Source organism: Roseateles aquatilis (genome assembly GCF_002205645.1).
Classification (GTDB): Bacteria; Pseudomonadota; Gammaproteobacteria; order Burkholderiales; family Burkholderiaceae_C; genus Roseateles; species Roseateles aquatilis.
This window is the reverse complement of sequence record NZ_NIOF01000005.1, coordinates 98,913-121,156: the sequence shown is the minus strand read 5'-3', so window position 1 is coordinate 121,156 and position 22,244 is coordinate 98,913. Positions and strand designations below refer to the sequence as shown.

The 22,244-nt window shown below is 70.6% G+C and carries 19 protein-coding genes; 11 read left to right on the top strand and 8 right to left on the bottom strand.

All coding sequences use genetic code 11. The features are described from left to right. Positions 1-18: 18 nt before the first annotated feature. Genes CDN99_RS13130 through CDN99_RS13120 form a run of 3 tightly spaced genes read right to left on the bottom strand, consistent with a single transcriptional unit; the run spans position 19 to position 2,469 of the window. The gene (locus CDN99_RS13130; protein WP_088385326.1) at positions 19-1,272 is read right to left on the bottom strand and encodes a beta-ketoacyl-[acyl-carrier-protein] synthase family protein; all 1,254 of its coding nucleotides are present in this window, start codon (positions 1,270-1,272) and stop codon (positions 19-21) included. A gap of 14 nt (positions 1,273-1,286) precedes the next feature. Beyond that, positions 1,287-1,568, bottom strand: coding sequence for an acyl carrier protein (locus CDN99_RS13125; RefSeq protein ID WP_088385325.1), 282 nt, complete (start codon positions 1,566-1,568; stop codon positions 1,287-1,289). Further along, on the bottom strand, positions 1,552-2,469 hold the full coding sequence (locus CDN99_RS13120) for an alpha/beta hydrolase (protein WP_088385324.1): 918 nt from the start codon (positions 2,467-2,469) through the stop codon (positions 1,552-1,554). The genes CDN99_RS13125 and CDN99_RS13120 overlap by 17 nt, the downstream gene beginning before the upstream one ends. 135 nt (positions 2,470-2,604) lie before the next feature. Here CDN99_RS13120 and CDN99_RS13115 point away from each other — a divergent pair, with 135 nt between their 5' ends. From CDN99_RS13115 to CDN99_RS13105, 3 genes are all read left to right on the top strand, one after another. Continuing rightward, entirely contained in the window at positions 2,605-3,285 is a 681-nt protein-coding gene (locus tag CDN99_RS13115) for a response regulator (protein WP_088385323.1), read from the top strand. 23 nt (positions 3,286-3,308) lie between these two features. Further along, complete coding sequence (locus tag CDN99_RS13110) at positions 3,309-4,685, top strand: sensor histidine kinase (RefSeq protein ID WP_088385322.1); 1,377 nt, start codon at positions 3,309-3,311, stop codon at positions 4,683-4,685. A gap of 145 nt (positions 4,686-4,830) precedes the next feature. Continuing rightward, positions 4,831-5,463 carry a hypothetical protein gene (locus tag CDN99_RS13105; RefSeq protein ID WP_141100764.1) on the top strand — a complete coding sequence of 211 codons (633 nt, stop codon included), beginning with the start codon at positions 4,831-4,833 and terminating at the stop codon, positions 5,461-5,463. Here CDN99_RS13105 and CDN99_RS13100 read toward each other — a convergent pair. Further along, the gene (locus tag CDN99_RS13100; RefSeq protein ID WP_088385320.1) at positions 5,457-6,425 is read right to left on the bottom strand and encodes a helix-turn-helix domain-containing protein; all 969 of its coding nucleotides are present in this window, start codon (positions 6,423-6,425) and stop codon (positions 5,457-5,459) included. The genes CDN99_RS13105 and CDN99_RS13100 overlap by 7 nt on opposite strands. A gap of 97 nt (positions 6,426-6,522) precedes the next feature. Beyond that, a complete protein-coding gene (locus tag CDN99_RS13095) occupies positions 6,523-7,533 on the bottom strand; it encodes a LysR family transcriptional regulator (protein WP_088385319.1) in 1,011 nt (336 codons plus the stop codon). 176 nt (positions 7,534-7,709) lie between these two features. On the opposite strand from CDN99_RS13095, the gene CDN99_RS13090 reads away from it, so the two are divergent. From CDN99_RS13090 to CDN99_RS13070, 5 genes are all read left to right on the top strand, one after another. Continuing rightward, positions 7,710-8,612, top strand: a complete 903-nt coding sequence (locus tag CDN99_RS13090; RefSeq protein WP_088385318.1) for an alpha/beta hydrolase fold domain-containing protein — start codon at positions 7,710-7,712, stop codon at positions 8,610-8,612. Positions 8,613-8,676: 64 nt separating this feature from the next. After that, the gene (locus CDN99_RS13085; protein WP_088385317.1) at positions 8,677-9,882 is read left to right on the top strand and encodes an efflux RND transporter periplasmic adaptor subunit; all 1,206 of its coding nucleotides are present in this window, start codon (positions 8,677-8,679) and stop codon (positions 9,880-9,882) included. A gap of 150 nt (positions 9,883-10,032) precedes the next feature. Further along, positions 10,033-13,308, top strand: a complete 3,276-nt coding sequence (locus CDN99_RS13080) for an efflux RND transporter permease subunit (RefSeq protein WP_088385316.1) — start codon at positions 10,033-10,035, stop codon at positions 13,306-13,308. A gap of 89 nt (positions 13,309-13,397) precedes the next feature. Next, the gene (locus CDN99_RS13075; protein WP_088385315.1) at positions 13,398-14,816 is read left to right on the top strand and encodes an efflux transporter outer membrane subunit; all 1,419 of its coding nucleotides are present in this window, start codon (positions 13,398-13,400) and stop codon (positions 14,814-14,816) included. A 166-nt stretch (positions 14,817-14,982) separates the two neighbouring features. Continuing rightward, positions 14,983-15,222: a HigA family addiction module antitoxin gene (locus CDN99_RS13070; RefSeq protein ID WP_310732476.1), complete on the top strand. Its 240-nt coding sequence runs from the start codon at positions 14,983-14,985 to the stop codon at positions 15,220-15,222. Between the two features lie 83 nt (positions 15,223-15,305). On the opposite strand, the gene CDN99_RS13065 is transcribed toward CDN99_RS13070, so the two are convergent. The 3 genes from CDN99_RS13065 to CDN99_RS13055 are packed head-to-tail and all read right to left on the bottom strand — an operon-like array spanning position 15,306 to position 17,773. Further along, on the bottom strand, positions 15,306-15,539 hold the full coding sequence (locus CDN99_RS13065; RefSeq protein ID WP_088385314.1) for a hypothetical protein: 234 nt from the start codon (positions 15,537-15,539) through the stop codon (positions 15,306-15,308). A gap of 57 nt (positions 15,540-15,596) precedes the next feature. Then, positions 15,597-16,532, bottom strand: a complete 936-nt coding sequence (locus CDN99_RS13060) for an alpha/beta fold hydrolase (protein WP_088385313.1) — start codon at positions 16,530-16,532, stop codon at positions 15,597-15,599. Beyond that, a complete protein-coding gene (locus CDN99_RS13055) occupies positions 16,529-17,773 on the bottom strand; it encodes a low temperature requirement protein A (RefSeq protein ID WP_088385312.1) in 1,245 nt (414 codons plus the stop codon). Before CDN99_RS13055 ends, CDN99_RS13060 begins: the two co-directional genes overlap by 4 nt. A gap of 145 nt (positions 17,774-17,918) precedes the next feature. Between CDN99_RS13055 and CDN99_RS13050 the strand changes: the two genes are divergently transcribed. From CDN99_RS13050 to CDN99_RS13040, 3 genes are all read left to right on the top strand, one after another. Then, positions 17,919-19,835: a diguanylate cyclase domain-containing protein gene (locus CDN99_RS13050; protein WP_088385311.1), complete on the top strand. Its 1,917-nt coding sequence runs from the start codon at positions 17,919-17,921 to the stop codon at positions 19,833-19,835. A gap of 111 nt (positions 19,836-19,946) precedes the next feature. Continuing rightward, complete coding sequence (locus CDN99_RS13045) at positions 19,947-20,759, top strand: c-type cytochrome (RefSeq protein WP_375134445.1); 813 nt, start codon at positions 19,947-19,949, stop codon at positions 20,757-20,759. Then, the gene (locus CDN99_RS13040) at positions 20,756-22,156 is read left to right on the top strand and encodes a c-type cytochrome (protein WP_238139507.1); all 1,401 of its coding nucleotides are present in this window, start codon (positions 20,756-20,758) and stop codon (positions 22,154-22,156) included. Before CDN99_RS13045 ends, CDN99_RS13040 begins: the two co-directional genes overlap by 4 nt. Positions 22,157-22,244: the final 88 nt, after the last annotated feature.

The following is a 22,244-nucleotide window of genomic DNA, read 5'->3' as shown; positions in this document are numbered from 1 at the left end:
AATCCCGACTCTAGGAAGTCAATACGGTGACTTGATGACGAGGGATACGTTGCTCCCACCGAACGCGAACGAGTTGCTGACGATCGCCTTCGATGTGTCGAAGGCGCGTGGCTCGCGGATCACGTCGGCGATGTCCTCCAGCACGCTGCCGCGCACGTTGGCGCTGGGCGGCAACTGACCGCGGCGCAGGGCCTGGACGCAGGCGACCAGCTCCAGCGCGCCACCGGCGCCGATCAGGTGGCCGTGCAGTGCCTTGGTCGCGCTGACCGGCACGCCTCGGCGACCGAAGACGCGCGCCAGCGATTCGGCCTCGACCGTGTCGCCGACATCCGTGGCCGTGCCGTGCGCGTTCACGTAGCCGACCTGCGACGGTTCGATGTCGGCGTCGGCCAGCGCGGCGCGCAGGGCGCGCTCCTGGCCGTCCGCGTCGGGGCGCGACAGGTGCACCGCGTCGACGCTATGTCCGTAGCCGGCCAGCACGGCAAGCGCCGAGGCGCCGCGTGCGCGGGCGTGGGACGCCGTCTCCAGCACCAGCGCCGCCGCGCCCTCGCCCAGCACCAGGCCCTTGCGCGCGTCGTCGAAGGGCCGGCAACTGCGCGACGGGTCGTCCGCGTCCGGCGGGGCCATCACGCCCATCGCCTGCCACGCGGCCACCGAGCCCGGATTCAGCATCGCCTCCGAGCCGCCCACCAGCGCCACGTCCGCGCGGCCCTGGCGCAGCAGCATCAGCGCCTCGCCGATCGCCTGCGCCGAGGAGGCGCACGCGTTCGAGATCGTCAGCATCGCGGCCTTCAAGCCGTACTTCATCGCCAGGTGAGACGCGGCCGAGTTGCTCATCACCCGCACCACCGTGTACGGATGGATCCGGGGCGACTCCTTCGTCAGGTGTTCCGCGTACGACTGCTGCAGCGAGTTCGATCCCCCCAGCCCCGTGCCCCAGGCGACGGCCGAGCGCTCCGGCGCCGCGGTCTTCTCCGGCAGGCCGGCCTGCGTCCACGCCTCGCGGGCGGCGTGCAGGGCCATCAGGCTGTGACGGTCGTGCAGGTTGCGCTGCGCCGGCGGCATGTCCTGCCCCAAGGGCTCCGACACGACCGCCGCCGCGAACGGCGCCAGCCCCCGGGACGGATCGCCCGGCTGCAACGTGATCCCCGAGCGCCCCTGCGCCAGCGCGTCCGCGAGTGACTCCGCGTCCGGGCCGAGCGCGCTGCAGGCGCCGATGCCGGTGATCCATATGGCGTCCGATCCCGCTGACGATCTGGCTTCCGCGCTCATCGGGCGTCGTTCCTTCAGGCGGCGACCGCCGCGGTGTCCGCCGTGCCGGCGGCTTCGGCCTTGGCGGCGAGCTGCGCGTCCACGATCGCGGCCAGGCCGGCGATCGTCGGGTGCTTCATCGCGGTGTCGTGATCGATCTCGATGTGGAAGCGGTCCTCGACGGCGAACATGAAGTCCACCAGCATCAGCGAATCCAGTCCCAGTTCGGCGAAGGCGACGTCGTTCTGCAGTTCATCGTCGGTCATGCCCAGCTCGTGGCAGGCAAGACCGCGCAGTTGTTCAAGCGTGTTGCTCATGGCGAAGATCCTCGGTCGCGGTCAGGAAGGGAGAAGATTCGGCCAAGTCCGCGACGGGTACTTGGCGAAGCAGGAATTGGCGAGCGGCCTGGGTGACCGCGCCACGTTCGTTGTCCAGCGTCAGCATGTGATAGCTGTGGTGGAACCAGTGCACCTCGGGTGTCGTGGCCAGGCGGCGTTGCAGCTCCAGCACCGAGCGCGGGCCGCTGACGTCGTCCTCGCTGGCGTGCAGCACGACGGCGGGCGCGTCCACTTCATGCAGGCGGGACCGCACGTGGCGGATCAGGCGCGAGGCCTGGTGCAGCGAGGCCGCCGGCAGCCGGTCGGCGCCGGCGGCGGAGACGTGGCTGGAGTTCATCGCCTGCGCGACCCACTCGCGCAGCCGTTCGTTCTTGATGCCGTAGGGCGGGGTCTCGCGGAAGCTCAGCCACTGGCGCAGCGGCGGCACAAAGGCCAGCGGCAGCATGCGGCGCCACGGCGACACGTTCCAGCCGTCGAAGTGCAGGCTGGTGGACAGCAGCATCAGCGCGGCGGCCGGGCGCTCCAGCGCCAGGGCCAGCGTCAGCACCGCGCCCATCGACAGGCCGCCGATGGCCACGCACCGGTGACGGGCGGCCAGCGCGTCGAAATGCGCGGCGGCCATCTCGACCCATTCCTCGAATCGCGGCACCGGGACGCGGCGCACGCCGTCGGCCGCGGCCACGCCGTAGCCGTCCAGCGCGGGCGCCTCCACCACATAGCCGGCGCCGCGCAGCGAGCGCGCCAGCGGCATCATCTCCAGCGGGTTGGCGCACAGACCGTGCAGCAGCAGCACCGCGGGACGGGGGTCGAGCGCCGCCTCGGAGGCGGACTCTAGGGTTGACCCGAGGGTGGGCAGCGAAATGGGCGTTGAATTCGGCATGTCCGGCAGTCTGTCCAAGGTCGCTGTTGCGGACTTGACGCGAAGCTGTCGGAAACCTGTCGGCGCCGTTGCGCTCAGGTTTCTGAAAGGACGCCGATTGGCCGCCGAAAGGCTCAAGGCTTATGCTCCGATCCCATGCGAATCCTGTTGGTCGAAGACGATGAATTCCTGGCGGAATCCACCGCCCGGGCGCTGCGGTCGCAGTCCTGGGTCGTGGACGTCAGCGCCCGTGGCGAGCCGGTGCCGCTGTCGCTGCGCGAGGATCGATACGACTTGCTGATCCTGGATATCGGCCTGGCCGGCATCGACGGTTTCGAGACCCTGCGCCGCGTCCGCGCGCAGGGCAGCCAGGTGCCGGTGCTGCTGCTGACGGCTCGTGACGCCGTCGAGGATCGCGTCCGCGGCCTGGAAGGCGGCGCCGACGACTACCTGGTCAAGCCCTTCGCGCTGAGCGAGCTGATCGCCCGGGCCCGGGCGCTGGTGCGTCGCAGCCAGGCGCGCACGGGCAACGACCTGCAGCTGGCCGCGTTGCGCATGGACCTGGAGGCGCGCCGCGCCTACGTGGGCGAGGAGCCGCTGGCCCTGTCCGCCCGCGAGTGGGACGTGCTGGGTTTCCTGCTGGCGCGCGCCGGCAAGGTCGTCGCCAAGGAGCAGATCGCCTCGGCCAGCAACGGCTGGGAGCAGGGTGTCAGCGACAACGCCATCGAGGTCTGCGTCTCGCGCCTGCGCGCCAAGATCGAGCCGGCGGGCCTGCAACTGCGCACGGTGCGCGGGCTGGGCTACCTGCTCGAAGAGGTCCCGCCATCCAAGGGCTGAGCTGGGCGCGTTACGCTGCGCGCATGACGTCAGCCATTCCCCGCACCACTTTCAGTCTCAAGCAGCGCCTGCTGATCTGGCTGATGCTGCCGGTACTGATCGCGGTGCCGGTGGCCGGCTTCGGCCTCTACCGCGTGATGCACGACACCGCCATCTCCTGGCTGGACCAGGCGCTGGGCGACACCGCGCTGGCGGTTTCCGGCCTGCTGCGCGAGCGCGACGGGCAGGTCTATGTCGAAGTCTCCGGCCCCACCGACCGCGCCTTGCGCTTCGACCGCACCGACCGTGTCTATTACCTGGTGCTCGACCCGCACGGCGAGGTCCTGCTCGGCGACGCGCAGCTCGCGCGCATCAAGCTGCCGATGCGCCGCCCCAATGAATGGTTCTTCACCATCGCCACGCTGGATGGCGAGGCGCTGCGCACGGCCGCGCTCGGCGCGACCTGCGGCAACGGCCAGGTCTGCCAGATCCTGGTGGCGGAAACGCTCAACAAGCGCGACGCGCTGCAGCGCCAGCTGCTGCTGGTCGTGGGGTTGCTGATCGGCGGCATGGCGGTGCTGCTGGCGCTGGCCGGCTGGTGGGCGACCTACCGTGGCCTGCGCCCCCTGGCCCAGTTGAGCGCCGAGCTCGAGCAGCGCGACCTGACCCGCCTGGAGCCGTTGCTGCCCGACGTGCCGGCCGAGCTCAGCCCCCTGATCGCCGCCTTCAACCGCTTGTTCGAGCGCCTGCGCCGCGCGTCCTCGGCGCAGCAGGACTTCCTGGCCAACGCGGCGCATCAGCTGCGCACGCCGCTGACGTCGCTGCGCACCGAGATCGACCTGGCGCTGCTGGAGCCGCACGACCCGCAAGTCGAGCCGCTGCTCAAGCGGCTGCAGCGCTCGGTGGACCGCAGCGCGCGGCTGGCGACGCAGATGCTCTCCATCGCCCGCGCGGAGGCGGAGCCCTCCGGTGCCGAGCAGCCGCTGGACCTGCGCGACATCGCGGCGCAGGTCGCCGAGGACTGGGTGCCGCGGGCGCTGGAGTCCGGCGTCGACCTGGGCTTCGAGCTGGAAGGCGCGTCGGTGTCGGGACAGGGCTTCCTGCTGCGCGAGCTGCTCGAGAACCTGCTGCACAACAGCCTGAACTACGCCGGCGCCGGTGCCCGCATCACGGTGCGTACCGGCTGTGACGGCGATTGGGCGCTGATGGAAGTCGAGGACAACGGTCCCGGCATCCCGCCCGAGGAACGCGAGCGCGCCTTGCGCCGCTTCGAGCGCGGCAGCGAATCCAAGGGTTCCGGCAGCGGATTGGGCCTGGCCATCGCGCTGGACATCGCGCGCCGACATCGCGGCCGGCTGGAACTGCTGGACGCGTCGGCCGGGCAGGGGTTGCGGGTGAGGCTCAGCGTGCCGAGGCGGTGAAACCAAGGGCGGGTCTGGGTGTCACGCAGGATCCGTCAAGAACAAGATCTGATCGCGCAGGCAACGGCCGGAGCGGTGAACTCGTGGGCCGAGAATTTCGCGCTCCGCCTTTCGGTCTTGCCTCCCGATGGAAGCCGCTGCCTCCGTGTCCGACGCTTCGCCTGTTCTCGTGATCGTCGACACCAATTGCTATGTCCGCCTCTATTACTCGGAGGCCCGACCACTCCTCGGAACGGTTGTCGCCGGTCACCGGCTGGTCACGTTGGCTGAATTGGCCGGCGAGGCCGCGCGTGGCACGCCGCTCGTCGATAACAACGGATGGCTGCTTCAGGACGACATTCAACGCGACCTCCGAGAAGGCATCCTGGCTCTGACTGCGAGCGAGGCGAACGCGTACTGGGAACTGGCCGACCAGTACCGGCAAATGGGCGATGCCGTGTTGTTCGAGCATTGCCAGTCGCGTGGCATTCTCGTGCGGTCCTTGTCGCGACTGGATGCGCTGGCGCTGGCCGTCGCGACGGACCGGACCGCGGTGCTGGCGACGGACGAGTGGCCGCTGCGTCTGGTCGCGGGGCAATGCGAGCTGGATGACGGCAGCAGGGCTCGGCTGTTCAGCTCACTCGACTTGCTTCGCTTGCTCGAAATCGCGGGCGCCATCACGCCTGTTCAGCGGCGAGACATCGTGCGACGCTGGATTCGCGAAGGCGAGCACCTGATGCGCGATTGGGCGCAAAGTTATCGGGCGCTTTTCAACGAGTCGCCGCCCACGGTTCAGTGATCGGTCTCGGCGCTGGGAGGCCGGGTCCAGAGCGTGTGCGACAACTCGTTCGCGGCCTGCACCGAGATGTTCAGCGTCGACGCGATGAACGACGGCGCGCGTCCGCCCTCAGCGCGCTGGAACGCCGCCAAGGCCTTGAAGATCGGCGTTCCGAAGACGCTCTCCGCCTTGGTGATGTCGGCCAATGACGACAGACCCGCTGGTCCTGCGTGGCCAAGGCAGGCCTCGGCCAAGGTGCGAGAGCTTGTGGCCGATGGGCCGAGGAGCAACTGGTGCGCGAAGCGCTCGGCGAACGCTTCGGCGGCTTCGCCTTGCAAGGCGTGCAGGGTCAGGCAGTGCGCGAGTTCATGCGCGAGCCAATACCTCGCGTCGTCTTCCCCGCAAGCGAGATTGATCACGACCCAGTACGTCCGGGAATCGGGCAGATAGATGCTCAACGCATGCTCGTGGCCCTCCCGGTCCCCATTCCAGAAGACGGGCACCAGCAGGGCGCCAAATTCATGCAGCAGTCGCAGCAATTGCTGGATGCTCGGCACTTCTTCGGATGCCAGATCCAGTTCGCGGCGCTTCCATGCGGCGACCTCCTGGATGCCAGCTGCATCGAGCTCGCAGTGCTTGAGCGTCGGTGGGTGAAACAGCTGGCGAGCGCCCGTGAAGGGCATCAACTGCCGAAGGTGGCGCCCCATGTCCTCGGCTGCGTGCCGGGCTCTCGTGGACATCGGCGTCTGTGTCCGCGTCCGGTACGCCACGATCGGATCCTCCACGCGAGGGCGAGGCATCAGCGCGCCGAGTTCCAGGCCCAGCGCTTGCGCCAGCAGCTTCAGCTTCGCCGGCCGGGGAATCGATTCACCGGACAGCCAGTTGGAGACCGCTTCACGCGTCACGCCGCAGCGCTCGGCGACGGCGGCCTGTGACAGGCTTCGCTCCGCGAGCGCGATCTTGATGGCGGAAAGATTCAGCATGACCCGATGATTCTCCGGGTGAGCCCTTCAGTCGTCAAGTTTTGTCAAGTTGAGGGGCCGTCGACAGAGAGGCGTGGCGGGCGCGAGGTGTGCGACCTCACGCCGCGCTCAACACCGCCTGCTTCGCCGCGTTCGCCACCAGCGGCGCGGTCTGCGCCGTGGTGCCGGACTTCGCGTCGCAGCTGGCGATCAGCTGCTTCTGCCATTGCGTGTGCCGGTCAAAGAGCTCCGCGATCCAGTCGACGAAGACCCGCAGCTTGGTGCTCAGGTGTCGGTTCGGCGGGTACACGACGTACAGCGGCAGCGGGTCGGACTCCCAGTCGCAGAGGAAGGGCACCAGCTCGCCCGCGTCGATGTGCGGCTTGATCATGAAGTAGGGCGCCTGGATCACGCCCAGCCCCGTCAGGCCCGCCGTCATGTAGGCGTTGCCGTCGTTCACCGACACCTGGTAATGGCCGTAGATCTCGTAGCGCTGGCCGTTCTTGCTGTAGTCGAACGGGAAACGCTTGCCGGTGCGGGTGGAGAAATAGCTGACGACGTGATGCTGGTCGGACTCCAGGTCCAGCGGATGCTGCGGCGTGCCATGGCGGCGGATGTAGTCCGGCGACGCGCAGCAGCCGTAACCCCAGTCGCCGATGCGGCGCGCGACCAGCGATTGATCGGTGATCTCGCCGCCGCGCACGACGCAGTCGACGTTGTCGCCGATCAGGTCGACCGGGCGATCCGACACGCCCAGGTCGATCTGAATGTCCGGATGTCTTGCATAAAACTCCGGAAGCGCGGGAATCAGCAGCAGCCGCGCCACCGACGAGGCCACGTCCACGCGGATGCGTCCCTTGGGCGTGGCGCGGGCGTGCGACACGGAGCCCTCCAGCTCCTCGATGTCCGACAGCAGCCGCGTGACCCGTTCGTAATAGGCGGCGCCGTCCGGCGTCACGCTGACGCGCCGCGTCGTGCGGTTCAGCAGCTTCACCTTGAGGTGATCCTCCAGCGACTGGATCAGCCTCGTGACCGCCGTCTTGGGCAGGTCCAGCGACTCCGCCGCCCTGGTGAAAGTGCCGGCCTCCACGACGCGCGCGAAGGCTTGCATGGCATTGAGCTTGTCCATCCCGACCCCTGACTGCAGCTCCCGCGCTGCGACTGCTTGCTGACCGGCGCGGCACGTCCGTGCTCGCGCGAGGTCGCCATCCTGCCCGATTGATTGTTTCGCCGGCGAAACGCTGATTCGCGTCGCGGCCTGTTTATCGGAAGGCGTCCGATCCCTAAATTTCGCTGCATTGCAACATGAACGCCTGCCCCTTCGCCGAGCAGGCCTTTGGTGCCGCCATGGACGCCCTGCCGCTGACCTCCTGCCACGACGACCTCCTGCCCGCCGGCGACGGCGTGCTGCCGGTGCGCGTCTACAAGGGAGCCGCGCGGCGCAAGGACGCGCCGGTCGTCATGCACCTGCACGGCGGCGCGTTCACCGGCGGCGACCTGGACAGCGGCGAGCTGGTCTCGCGGCTGCTGGCCGACGCGGGCGCGGTGGTGGTCGACGTGGACTACCCGACCGGCCACGACAAGGTCTTCCCGACCGCGCTGAAGGCGCTCGACGCGCTGCTGGCCGGCTTGCACAAGGCCCGCGCCCGGTTGTCCGGCAAGGGCGCGCCGGTGCTGGTCGCGGGCGAGGAAGCCGGCGGCAACCTGGCCGCGGCGCTGGCCTTGATGGCGCGCGACCAGGGGCACCGCAAGCTGGCCGGACAGATCCTGATCGGTCCGATGCTCAACCCCTGCCTGGCCACCGCGTCGCTGCGCCAGGCCGAGGCCGGCGACGGCCAGTGCCGCTGGACCCACGGCTGGCGCGCCTACCTCGGCGAGTGTGAGGAGGGCGACCACCCCTACGCCGCGCCGGCCTGCACGAACCGCCTGGCCGGGCTGGTGCCGGCGCTGGTCGTCAGCACCGAGGACGACCCGATGCGCGACGAGGCGATCGCCTATGCCCGCGCGATGAAACGCGCCGGCGTCGACGTCCAGCAGGCGCTGATCCCCGGCCCCAGCGGTTGGCCGCAAAGCCTCATGAAGCTGCCGGCGCTGGCGTCCCTGCAACTGCCCTGGGCCGGTGCGCTGCGCCAGCGCCTGGCCGATTTCCTGTCCCTGATCCCGCCTGCCGGCGCAAGCCGGGCCCCCGGCCTGAAACCGGCGGTTTGAGAACCGCGGCCCCAAGACCGCCTCCACCACTCCCAACGTTTATCCCCGTCCACGGAGCACCACCATGAACAAGAAGATCTTTGCCACCTCGCTCACCGCCATCGCCGCGGTCGTCGGGGCCGTCGTCGTCGGCCTGCACAGCCAGCAGGCCGTCGCCAACCAGCCGGCGGCCGCCCCGCAGGCCATCCCCGTGTCGGTCGCCACTGTCGCCAGCCAGGACGTGGCCGCGTGGGAGGAGTTCTCGGGCCGGCTGGAGGCCGTCGAGCGTGTCGACGTGCGCTCGCGTGTCGCCGGTGCCGTGCAGGCGGCGCATTTCCGCGAGGGCGCGCTGGTCAAGGCCGGCGATCTGCTGATCACGATCGATCCGGCGCCGTTCCAGGCCGAGGTCGACCGCGCCGACGCGCAGGTGCTGGCCGCGCAGGCCCGCGTCAGCTACACGAAGAGCGAGCTGGAGCGCTCCACCCGCCTGTGGGGCGAGCGTGCCATCGCGCAGCGTGAACTCGACGAGCGCAGCAACGCCGCCAGCGAGGCCGTCGCCAACCTGCGCGCCGCGCAGGCCGCCTTGCAGTCGGCCCGACTGAACCTGGGCTACACGCAGGTCCGCGCGCCGGTCGCCGGCCGTGTCGGCAAGCTGGAAGTCACGCAGGGCAACCTGGTGGCCGCCGGCCCCGGCGCGCCGGTACTGACGACGCTGGTCTCGGTCAGCCCGATCTACGCCAGCTTCGACGCCGATGAGCGCACTGTCGCCCGCGCGCTGGCCGAGGTGCCGGGCGGCGGCGCGCGCACGCAGCTCGATCGCATCCCCGTGCAGATCGGTACCGCCGCGACCGCCGACACGCCGTTCAACGGCCGCCTGCAACTGGTGGACAACCAGGTCGACGCGAAGAGCGGCACCGTGCGCGTGCGCGCGGTGTTGGAGAACAAGGACGGCGCGTTGATGCCGGGCCAGTTCGCCCGCATCCGCCTGGGCCAGTCCAAGAGCCGCCCGGCGCTGCTGGTCAACGAGCGAGCCGTCGGCACCGACCAGAGCAAGCGTTTCGTGATGGTCGTCGGCGCCGACAACACGCTGAGCTACCGCGAGGTCCAGCTCGGCGCCAACGTCGACGGCCTGCGTGTCGTCACCGCCGGCCTGAAGGCCAACGAGCGCGTCGTCGTCAACGGCCTGCAGCGCGTGCGTCCCGGCGCGCTGGTGCAGCCGACCGTGGTGCCCATGAATGCCAAGGCCGAGATCCAGGCCAAGGAAGGATCGCCGAAGGCCGACAAGTCCTGACCCCCGGCGGCGGCCGGCGCGGCCCCCGGTCCTGCTCCCGCGAGGGGGTGGGGCCGCCGGGGTGCCCCGGTGTCGCCGCCGCCACATGGACCGTCTCCCGCCTGATGCGCTCCTTCCCCGTCGGCCTCGCGGCCGACCAGAAAGACTGACATGAATCTCTCCAAATTCTTCATCGACCGCCCGATCTTCGCGGGCGTCCTGTCGGTGCTGATCTTCGTCTCGGGGCTGCTCGCCCTGCGCGTGCTGCCGATCTCGGAATACCCCGAGGTCGTGCCGCCGCAGGTCGTCGTCCGCGCGCAGTATCCCGGCGCGAACCCGAAGGTCATCGCCGAAGCTGTCGCCACGCCGCTCGAGGAATCGATCAACGGCGTCGAAGGCATGCTCTACATGGGCAGCCAGGCCACCACCGATGGCGTCATGACGCTGACGGTCACCTTCAAGCTGGGCACCGACCCGGACAAGGCCCAGCAGCTGGTGCAGAACCGCGTCTCGCAGGCCGAGCCGCGCCTGCCCGAGGAGGTCCGCCGCCTGGGCCTGACCACGGTCAAGAGCAGCCCCGACCTGACCATGGTCGTGCACTTGCTGTCGCCCAACGACCGCTACGACATGACCTACCTGCGCAACTACGCGGTGCTGAACGTCAAGGACCGGCTGGCGCGCATCCAGGGCGTGGGCCAGGTGCAGCTGTTCGGCTCGGGCGACTACTCGATGCGCGTCTGGCTGGACCCGCAGAAGGTCGCCGAGCACGGCCTGTCGGCCAGCGACGTCGTCCAGGCGATCCGTGAGCAGAACGTGCAGGCCGCCGCCGGCGTGGTCGGCGCGTCGCCCGGCCTGCAGGGCATCGACGTGCAGTTGCAGATCAACGCGCAAGGCCGCCTCAAGAACGAGGAAGAGTTCGGCGACATCATCGTCAAGACCGGCACGACCGGCCAGGTGACGCGCCTGCGCGACCTGGGCCGCATCGAGCTGGGCGCGTCGGAATACGCGCTGCGCTCGCTGCTGGACAACAAGTCCGCCGTCGCGATCCCCATCTTCCAGGCGCCGGGCTCCAACGCGATCCAGATCTCGGACAACGTGCGCGCCACGATGGCCGAGCTCAAGAAGGCGATGCCCGAGGGGGTCGACTACTCGATCGTCTACGACCCGACGCAGTTCGTGCGCGCCTCCATCGAATCGGTGGTGCATACGCTGCTGGAGGCCGTGGCGCTGGTCGTGCTGGTCGTGATCCTGTTCCTGCAGACCTGGCGCGCGTCCATCATTCCGCTGCTGGCCGTGCCGGTGTCCATCATCGGCACCTTCGCGGTGATGCACGGCTTCGGCTTCTCGATCAACGCGCTGTCGCTGTTCGGCCTCGTGCTGGCGATCGGCATCGTGGTGGACGACGCGATCGTGGTCGTCGAGAACGTGGAGCGCAACATCGAGGCCGGCCTGACCCCGCGCGAGGCGACCTACCGCGCGATGCGCGAAGTGTCCGGCCCGATCATCGCGATCGCGCTGGTGCTGGTGGCCGTGTTCGTGCCGCTGGCCTTCATCACCGGCCTGACGGGCCAGTTCTACAAGCAGTTCGCGCTGACGATCGCGATGTCGACGGTGATCTCGGCGATCAACTCGCTGACGCTGTCGCCCGCGCTGGCGGCGATGCTGCTCAAGGGCCACGACGAGCCCAAGGACTGGCTGACCCGCGCGATGGACCGCCTGCTGGGCCGCTTCTTCCGCGGCTTCAACCGGCTGTTCAACCGCGGCGCCAAGGCCTACAGCGGCGGCGTGACCCAGGCGATCTCGCGCAAGGCGATCATGCTGGTGGTCTACGCGGCGCTGGTCGCGGCGACGGTGGGCCTGTTCAAGGCCGTGCCCAGCGGCTTCGTGCCCGGGCAGGACAAGCAGTACCTGATCGGCTTCGCGCAACTGCCCGACGGCGCCACGCTGGACCGCACCGAGGACGTGATCCGCCGCATGAGCGAGATCGCGATGAAGACCCCCGGCGTCGAGCACGCGATCGCGTTCCCGGGCCTGTCGATCAACGGGTTCACGAACAGCTCCAACTCGGGCATCGTGTTCACGTCGCTGAAGTCCTTCGACGAGCGCGCCGGCAAGGGCCTGTCCGCCGGGGAGATCGCGGGCAACCTGAACGCCCAGTTCGGCCAGATCCAGGATGCGTTCGTCGTGATGTTCCCGCCCCCGCCGGTGAACGGCCTGGGCACGACCGGCGGCTTCAAGTTCCAGCTGGAGGATCGCGGCGGGCTGGGTTACGAGGCGCTGGACCAGGCCGTCAAGGCCTTCATGGCCAAGGCCTCGCAGGCGCCGGAGCTGGCGGGGCTGTTCACCAGCTACCAGGTCAACGTGCCGCAGCTCTACGCCGACCTGGACCGCACCAAGGCGCGCCAGCTGGGCGTGGCGGTGACGGACGTCTTCGACACGATGCAGATCTACCTGGGCTCGCTCTACGTCAACGACTTCAACAAGTTCGGCCGGACCTACACGGTCCGCGTGCAGGCGGACGCCGCCTACCGCGCCCGCGCCGAGGACGTGGGCCTGCTGAAGGTGCGCTCGGCCTCGGGCGAGATGGTGCCGCTGTCGGCGCTGATGAAGGTCGAGCCCAGCTTCGGTCCGGAACGCGCGATGCGCTACAACGGCTTCCTGTCCGCCGACATCAACGGCGGCGCGGCGCCCGGCTACTCGACCGGCCAGGCGCAGGACGCGGTGGCGCGCATCGCCGCCGAGACGCTGCCCCCGGGCATCAGCTATGAATGGACCGAGCTGACCTACCAGGAGATCCTGGCCGGCAACTCCGGCGTGTGGGTGTTCCCGCTCGCCATCCTGCTGGTGTTCCTGGTGCTGGCCGCGCAGTACGAAAGCCTGGCGCTGCCGATCTCCATCATCCTGATCGTGCCGATGGGTCTGCTGGCCGCGATGACCGGCGTGTGGCTCAGCCACGGGGACAACAACGTCTTCACGCAGATCGGGTTGATCGTGCTGGTGGGCTTGTCGGCGAAGAACGCGATCCTGATCGTGGAATTCGCCCGCGAGCTGGAATTCGCCGGCAGAAGCCCGCTGCAGGCGGCGATCGAGGCGAGCCGGCTGCGTCTGCGCCCCATCCTCATGACGTCGATGGCGTTCGTGATGGGCGTGCTGCCGCTGGTACTGGCGAGCGGCGCCGGCGCCGAGATGCGCAACGCGATGGGCGTGGCGGTGTTCGCCGGGATGATCGGCGTGACGGCCTTCGGCCTGTTCCTGACGCCGGTGTTCTACGTGGTGGTGCGCAAGCTCTCCGGCAACAAGCCGCTGAAGCAGCACGGCGAGGTGCCGCACGACGTGCAGGCCTTCGTGCAGCCCGAGCAGGGCGCCGGCCACGACTTCGGAAACAACGCAGGTGCCGGCGGCAATGCCCGTCCGCATCCGGCCGCGCCGCGCCATGACTTCGAGTGAGCTTGCGTGAGCACGAGCGATCGCGTTGCTGCGCGATCGCGACGCCCCCTGAATCCGACCGGGGCCTCCGGGCTCCAAGGACTGATGCCATGAAACTGATGATGACAACGCTGCTGGCCGCGCTGGTCCTGGCCGGCTGCGCGACGCCGCCGCCGATCGACGAATCGCGGCTTCCCGCCACGCCGGCGGCCTACAAGTCGCAGCCGGGCGCCACCGCCGCCGTGGGCGAGGCGCGCTGGGCGGTGGTGCCGCCCGCCGACGCCGAGCCGCGCGGCGACTGGTGGCTCGCCTTCGGCGACGCGACGCTGAACGACCTGATCCGGCGCTCGCTGATCGGCAACACCGACCTGCAGGGCGCCGCGGCGCGGCTGGCGCAGGCCCGCGCGCTGCTGCGCAGCGCCGACGCCGACCGCATGCCGCAGGTCGGCATCAACGCCGGTGCGTCGCGCGGCACGGTCGCGGGCCAGGGGCCGGCCGCCACGACGCTCTACAACGCCGGCGCCGCCGCGAGCTGGGAGGTGGACATTTCCGGCCGCCTGTCGCAGGCCAGCCGCGCCGCGGCGCTCGATGCGCAGTCGCGCGAAGCGCTGCTGCAGAGTGCGCGCCTGATGGTGCAGGCCGACGTCGCGCAGACCTACCTGGCGCTGCGCTTCACCGACCAGGAGCGCCGCCTCGTCCGCGACACCGTGGCCGCCTATCGCGAGACGCTGGCCCTGACGCAGCGCCGCTACCAGGCCGGCGACGTGGCCGAGCTGGACCTGGCGCGCGTGCAGACGGAAGTCGCGTCGACGGAGGCCGAGGCGATCAGCCTGGACCGCCGCCGCGCGGAACTGGAGAACGCGCTGGCGGTGCTGCTGGGCGAGCCGGCCTCGGGCTTCTCGCTGCCGGACGACACCTCGCTGGCGGCCTTGCCCGCGATTCCCTCGGGGCTGCCGAGCGCGATGCTGGCGCGTCGTCCGGACATCGCCGCGGCGCAGCGCAGCCTGCTGGCCGCGCAGGCGCGGGTGGGCGTGGCACAGGCCGCGTGGTTCCCCAGCCTGTCGCTGACGGCGGGCGGCGGCTATGCGTCGCCGGAGCTGAGCGACGTCTTCAAGTGGTCGGCGCGGGCGTGGTCGGTCGATGCGCTGCTGTCGCTGCCGATCTTCGACGGTGGCCGCCGCAAGGCCGGCGTCGAATCGGCGACGGCGGGCCTGGACCTGGCGATGTCCGGCTACCGGCAGCAGTTGCTGCAGGCGCTGCGCGAGGTCGAGGACTCGCTGAGCGGGCTGCAGCTGCTGTCGCAGCAGGCGCAGGTGCAGGCGCAGGCGGTGCGGTCGTCCTCGCGGGCGACGGCGCTGTCGGACTCGCGTTACCGCAACGGGCTGGTGAGCCAGCTCGATCTGCTCGACGCGCGCCGCAGCGAGCTGCGCAACCGCCGCGCCGCGTTGCAGGTGCAGGCCGCGCAATACCAGGCCACCGTCGGCCTTGTGCGCGCGCTGGGCGGTGGCTGGCAGAACACGCCGGCCTGAATGCCGGCCGGCCCCTCGGCCGGCCACCACCTCATGTTCGACCGGACCTTTACCGGTGCCCCTTTGGGCGTGCAGCGATGCACGCCTTTTTTTCTTGTCGCATTCGAAGGGGCTGATGTCGCCTTCTCCGTAGAGCCAGCTTCCTTCTCATTGAAAAGGGGGGCGCATGATTCGAAAGGGAGTGCGACCGATCCATCCCGGAGCAGTCCTCCTCGAGGACTACATCAAGCCCATGGGCATTACCGTCCATGCCTTGTCGAAAGCGCTGCACGTGCCGTACTCGCGGCTGCGCGAGCTCGTCGATGGGCCGCGCGGCGTGTCGCCCGATACCGTGCGCTGCGTCTGGAGCGCTACTTCGGCGGCGAGGCGCAAGGGTGGCTCAACCCGCGGTCGGCCTACGACCTGAAACTCGCGCAGAAGTCCGCGGGTCGTGTCATCGGGCGCGAGATCCAGCCACTGGCATTCGCCGTCTGAGACCGCGGGCGGACCTCAGCAGTGCCCACCCGCCCGCGCCCTCAACCGCCGCCACCCCGACCGCATCAGCCACGTCCCCACGCCGGCGAGCAGCAGCACGATCACGAGCGCGCCGCCGGCACCCGCTGGCGCACCGGTGCCGTCCTCCGCGCCGATGAGCGGCTTCAGCGCCGAGTACCCGGCCACCACCGCCGCGATCCACAGACACGCTCCGCCCAGAAACTGCCCGAGGGCGACCAGCTTGTTCATCCCTTCACTCCGCCAACAACAAAACGCCCAGCCTAACGGCCCCGGCGCTCAAGGCGCTCAAAGCCCCTCGCTCAAAAACGGCATCGCTGCCGTGAGCAACGCATCCGGAGCCTCCTCCGGGATGTAGTGGCCGCAAGGCAAGGCGCCGCCGTCCACGTCGGCCGCGACCCGGCGCCACTCCCGCAGCGGATCGAAGCAACGCGCCACCACGCCCTGCGCGCCCCAGAACACGCGCAGCGGCATCGGCAGGCGCAGGCCGCGGTCGCGGTCCGCCCGGTCGTGGTCCAGGTCGATGCCGGCGGCGGCGCGGTAGTCCTCGCACATGCCGTGCGCGGCGCCGGGCAGGGTGAGTGCCCGCTGGTACTCGGCGAACGCGCGGGGATCGAAGGCCGCGAGCCCCGCATGCCGCCGCCCCATGACGTCCAGCGCGTAGGCGGCCGGATCGGCCTCGATCAGGCGCTCGGGCATCGGCGCGGGCTGGATCAGGAAGAACCAGTGCCAGTAGGCGCGGGCGAAGGCTTCGGTGGTCTGCTCGTACATCGCCAGCGTCGGCGCGATGTCCAGCAGCGCCAGCCGTTCGACCGCAAGCGGGTGATCCGCGGCCATGCGGTGGGCCACCCGCGCGCCGCGGTCGTGGGCCAGCACGCGAAAACGCGCGTGCCCCAGCGCCGTCATCACGGCGACCAGGTCCAGCGCCATCCGGCGCTTGCTGTAGTTGCCGTGGTCGGCGTCGCCGACGGGCTTGGACGAGTCGCCGTAGCCGCGCAGATCCGGCATCACCACGGTGAAGCGCGCGGCCAGCGCGGGCAGCACGCGGTGCCAGATGGCCAGCGTCTGCGGGTGGCCGTGGATCAGCAACAGCGGCGGACCGTCGCCGCACACGCGCGCATGGATGCGCACGCCCGGTTCGACGTCGATGAACAGCCGCCGCGACGCCGCCGGGAACAGCGGGTCGGCCGGATGGGGATCGGTGGTGAAGGTCGGAGCGCTCATGGGCCGATGCTAGGTTCGTCCGCCATGCCGGCACTGTCCGGCGGGAGACAGGCCGCGCGCGAATGCCGCTCCCAGGCCGCCAGCGCGACCAGCACCGCGCAGACGAAGGCGCTCGTCGCCACCGGCGGCCAGGACGGCACGACCAGGCCGGCCAGCGCCAGCCCCGCCACCGCGACGCCGTGTGACCACGGCCAGCGCCCCATCACCGCGCGCTTGAACAACCCCACGCCGGTCACGTACAGGCCGACGCCGCCCAGCAGGCAGACCGCGGTCTTGAGGTCGGTGTGGCCGCCGGGATGCGCGAGCACGAACTCGTCCGCCGCCGCGTTGACGATGATGCCGGCCACGATCGGCAGATGCATGTAGGTGTAGGCCAGCCGCGCCAATCGGCCCGGGTCGTGGCTGTGGGCGATGCGGCCCGAGGCGAACTCGTTGGTCGTGTCGAAGTACAGCCACCACATCGCCAGGCTGCCCGCGAACGACACCAGGAAGGCGGCCACGCCGAGGGGCGTCAGCGGTTCGGCCGCGAAGGTCGCGCCGGTGACCAGCAGCGACTCGCCCAGCGCGATGATCACGAACAGCGCGCAGCGCTCCGCCAGGTGCCCGCCGGAGACGCTCCAGTCGCTGGTGGTCGAGCGTCCCAGGCCCGGCACGAAGAAGCCCATCGACGGGCCCAGGTACTCGATCGCCAGCGCGGTGATCCACAGCGGCACGCGCCATGTCTCGTCGATCGCGCCGACGATCCACAGCACCGCGGTGAAGCCCAGCCAGACCCCGATGCGATGGAAGTTGCGCGCCAGCGTCGGATCGCCGCCCCGCACCGCCCAGAGGAAGAACAGCGTCCGCCCCAGCTGGATCGCCGCGTAGGAGCCCGCGAACATCAGCGCGCGGTCCTCGAAGGCCTGCGGCAATGCCGCCGACATCAGCAGGCCCAGCAGCATGATCGTGAACAGGCCCACCCGCACCGGGATCCGCTCCGGATCGAGCCAGTTGGTGACCCAGGACGTGAAGACCCAGACCCACCAGACCGCCAGCATCAGGAAGGCGGTCTGCAGCACGCCGTGCAGCGAGAAATGCCCGATCAGCGTGTGCGACAGCTGGGTGACGGCGAAGACGAACACCAGGTCGAAGAACAGCTCCACGAAGCTGACCTTCGCATGCCCGTGCGGATCGGGGCGGCGCAGCAGCGGGGCGGGGCCGCGCGTCGCGGCGGCGTGGCGGGGGGAGGGCGGCGCGGTCATCCCCTGACTGTCGCATGCCGGAAGGGCCCGTCGCCCCCATGCCCCGGGGACGCGCGGCGGCTTGACGACGCCGCGCGGACGGCGCTGATAATCGTCCGCATCCGGCCCTCGCCGCCCACCGAGACCGATCCGCCAGAGACGACGCATGCGTCCGACCGCAGAGCCGTTCCATCGCACCAGCCTCGGTCGCGGCGTGGGTCTGCTGCTGGTCGCGCTGCTGGCGATGGCGGTGATCGTCGCGGTGCTCGCGTCGCGTGCCCGCGCCACGCTCGACGACCTGCGGCGCGCCGACCACCTCAACACGGTGCTGCCGGAAATGACCGTGCTGATGGAGGACCTGCTGAACGCCGAGACCGGCCAGCGCGGCTACCTCCTGACCCAGCGGCAAAGCTACCTGCAGCCCTATCGCGACGCGATGCGGGACATCGAACACCGCCTCGACCAACTGGCGGAGCGCGACCCGGATCCCGCGCATGCCGCCAAGCTGGCCCGCGTGCGCGAGCTGGTCCGGCTCAAGACCACCGAGCTGGCCCAGACCGTGCGCCTGCACGATGCCGGCCGTCAGGACGAGGCGCTGGAGCTGGTGCTCAGCGACCAGGGCCAGCATCACATGGATGAGTTGCGTGACGTGATGGGCGAGCTGTCCGCGTCGATCCGTGCCGAGCGCGCCGCCATCACCGAGCGGCTGGGCCGGGAAGCCAGCCACTCGGAGCTGCTGATGCTCGCCGCGCTGGCGATGCTGGCGCTGTTCACGGTGCTGGCGACGACGCAGGTGGTGACGCGCACCCGCGCGCTGGCGCGGGCGCAGAAACGGCTGCGCGGCATCGCGGACAACGTCCCGGTGCTGATCACGCATCACGACCGGGACGGCGCGCTGCGCTTCGCCAACGCCGAGGTCGGCCGCGTCTTCCGGACGACGACGGCGTCGCTGGTCGGCAAACGCATCGAGGAAGTCAGCGGCGAGCGCAACGCGGCCCAGGTGCGTCCCTACGTGGACCGCGTCCTGCGCGGCGAGGCGGTCGAGTTCGATGCCCAGCAGGTCGTGGACGGCGAGACGCTGCACTTCCATCAACGCTTCGTGCCGGACATGGCGGGCGGTCGGGTCGACGGCTTCTACGCGGTCTCGATGGACATCACCGAGCGCAAGCGCATCGAGGCGCTGATCGCCGCGAGCGAGCGCCGCATGAAGGCCGTCACCGACAACCTGCCGGTCTTCATCACCTACATCGACGCGGGCCAGCGCCTGCGCTACGCCAACGAGACGCTGCGCGCCTGGTTCGGGCTGGATCCGCAGGCGGTGATGGGCTTGCCGCTGCAGGACGTCTTCGGGCAGAAGATCTTCGATCAGCGCCGCGAGCAACTGGCGCTGGCGCTGAGCGGCGAGCGGGTGGAGTTCGAGATCAGCTCCGTGCTGCTGGGCAAGCTGCGGCATCTGCAGACCATCTACGTGCCGGACATCGCGGCCGACGGCGTGGTGCTGGGGGTCTATACGCTCGCGATCGACATCACCGCGATGAAGCAGGCCGAGGCGCAACTGGCGCGGCTGGCGAGCTCGGACGCGTTGACGGGGCTGCCCAACCGACGCGAGTTCGACCAGGCGCTGGGGCGGGCGCTGGCGCGGCAACGGCGGCATGCGCGCGAGGGAGGGGCGATGGGGCTGCTCTTCCTCGACGTGGACCATTTCAAGGGCATCAACGACACGCACGGCCACGGCGTCGGCGATACGGTGCTGCGCGAGATCGCCACCTGCCTGCGCCGCTCGGTGCGCGGCAGCGACCTCGTGGCGCGCATCGCGGGCGACGAGTTCGTCGCGGTGCTGGAGGGCCTGCGGCGGCCCGAGGAAGCTTCGCAGGTGGCGGCCAAGATCGTCGAGGCGGTGCGCGCGTCCAGGCCTGGCGGCATCGACGTCACGACCAGCATCGGCATCGCCACGATGATCGATGGCGACGTGCCCGCGCTGGAACTGATCGCGCTGGCCGATCGCGCGCTGTACCAGGCCAAGCGCCAGGGGCGCGACGGCTTCGCGGCGCTGCAGTGGCCGGGGCTCGACCAGCGGCGGTGAGCGCGGGCGTGGCCGATGGCCCGCGAGCGAGCGCGGATCGCACGGGCGAGCGCTGGCCCCCGGGTGTGCCCCACGGTCCGCCGCTGATCGATCGGCGATGATGGCCGGATGATGATCCCGCGCTTCTCTCCGGGCATCCTCATCGCCGCAGTACTGGGCCTGGGGCTGTCCGCCGCCGTTGTCGGCGCCATGCCGGAGGCCGTCGCGCAGACCGCGACCCCGCCCGCCGCGACGACCGCATCCATCACCCCGTCCACGATCGCACCCGCGACCGCGTCGACCGCCACGCAGCGACCGCTGCGCGCGCTGAGCAACGACATCGGCGAGCGCATCCAGGCCTGCACCTTGTGCCACGGACCGCAGGGCCGCGCGACGCCGCAGGGTTACTTTCCGCGGCTGGCGGGCAAGCCGGCGGGCTACCTCTACAACCAGCTGCAGAGCTTTCGCGACGGGCGCCGCCACCATGCGTTGATGGCGGGCCTGCTGCACAACATGACCGACGACTACCTGCGCGAGATCGCCGGCTACTTCGCCACGCTGGACGTTCCCTACCCGGCGCCGGTCCGGCCGGACGCCGATGCGCGGCAGCTCGCGCGCGCCGAGCGCCTGGTCGCGCAGGGCGATCCCTCGCGCGGCGTGCCGGCCTGCACGGCCTGCCACGGGGCGTCGATGGCGGGCCGCCAGCCGGCGATTCCCGGGCTGCTGGGCCTGCCGCGCGATTACCTGGTCGGGCAGCTCGGTGCGTGGCGCAGCGGCCAACGTCGCGCGCACGCGCCGGACTGCATGGCCGACGTGGCGAAGGCGCTGTCGCCCGACGACATCTCGGCGGTGGCGTCCTGGCTCGTCACGCGTCCCGCGGGCGCGCACCCGGAGCCGCCCTCGTCGGCGCCGTTGCCGGTGGCCTGCGGAGGGCTCGGGCCATGACGAGCATGCAACGGAACACCGCGCCCGCGCCGGGGGGCACCGGAAAGGGCGTGCCCTCGCCGCTGCGCCGCTTGCGGCGCCTCGTCATTGCCGTGCTCGTGGCCGTGCCGCTGATGGCGGCGCTGGTCGTCGCCGGGGCCTGGGCGCGGGAAGCGTGGCTGGTTTCGCGGCCGGCCGTCCAGGGCGCGCAGGAAACCAGTCCCGAGCTGATCGCGCGGGGTGCCTACCTGGCCCGCGTCGGCAACTGCGCCGGCTGCCACAGCCCGCGCGGCGGCGCGCCGATGGCGGGGGGCATGCCGCTGGGCACGCCGTTCGGCACGCTCTTCAGCAGCAACCTCACGCCCGACGCCGAGACGGGACTGGGCCGCTGGACCGCCGACGACTTCTGGACCGCGATGCATCACGGCCGCAGCCGCGACGGCCGGTTGCTCTATCCTGCCTTCCCGTACACCAGCTACACCGGCATGACGCGCGAGGACACGGATGCCGTCTTCGCCTGGCTGCGCCAGTTGCCGCCGGTCCGGCAGACGACGCCGGCGCACCAGCTCGGCTGGCCCTACCGCTGGCAGACGGCGCTGGCCGTGTGGCGCCTGATGTATTTCACGCCGGGCGACGCCGTGGCGCGTGGCGGCGAGCCGCAGCCCGGTGGTGGCGACGCGGCGGGTGTTGGAGACGAAGGCGCGCGGGCGCTGCTGCTGCGCGGTCGCTACCTTGTCCAGTCGGTGGGGCACTGCGCCGAATGTCATGCGCCGCGCAACCGCCTTGGCGCGCTGGAGAACGCGGCCGGGCTGCGCGGCGGCTGGGTGGGGGTGCAGGGCTGGATCGCGCCCTCGCTGGCCGATCCGCATGCGGCGGGCGTGCAGGACTGGTCCGAGACGGAGGTACGGCAATGGCTGCGGGCGGGCTGGTCGCCGCGCGGCGCGGCCTTGGGGCCGATGGCCGACGTCGTCGCGGAAAGCCTGCAGTACCTCGCCGACGACGACACGCGGGCGATGGCGGTCTACCTGCGCAGCCTGCCGCGCGAGGGCTCCGCGAAGGAGGACTTCCAACCCGCGCCGCCCGCGCAACTGGACGTCGGCCGGCAGGTCTACGCGCGCTACTGCGCCGATTGCCACGGTGATCAGGGGCAGGGACGGCGCATCGACGGCCAGCCGGCCTATCCGCCGCTGGCCGGCAACCGGGGCGTCACGCTGGACGCGCCGCAAAACCTGCTGCAGATGCTGGCCGATGGCGGCTATGCGGCGACCACGAAGGACCACCCGCGGCCCTACGGCATGCCGCCGCTGCGGCAGGTCCTGACGCCCGCGGAGATGGCGGCGGTGGCCACGGTGATCCGGCAGAGCTGGGGCAACCGGGCGTCGGCGGTGACGGAGCAGGAAGTACTGCGGTTGAAGTGACCGGCGCCGCCGCGCGTCGATCGCGATGCCCACGCCCATGACGGAGGCGGAGGCGGAAATGGTGGCGCGAGGGTCAGGTGCCGACGAC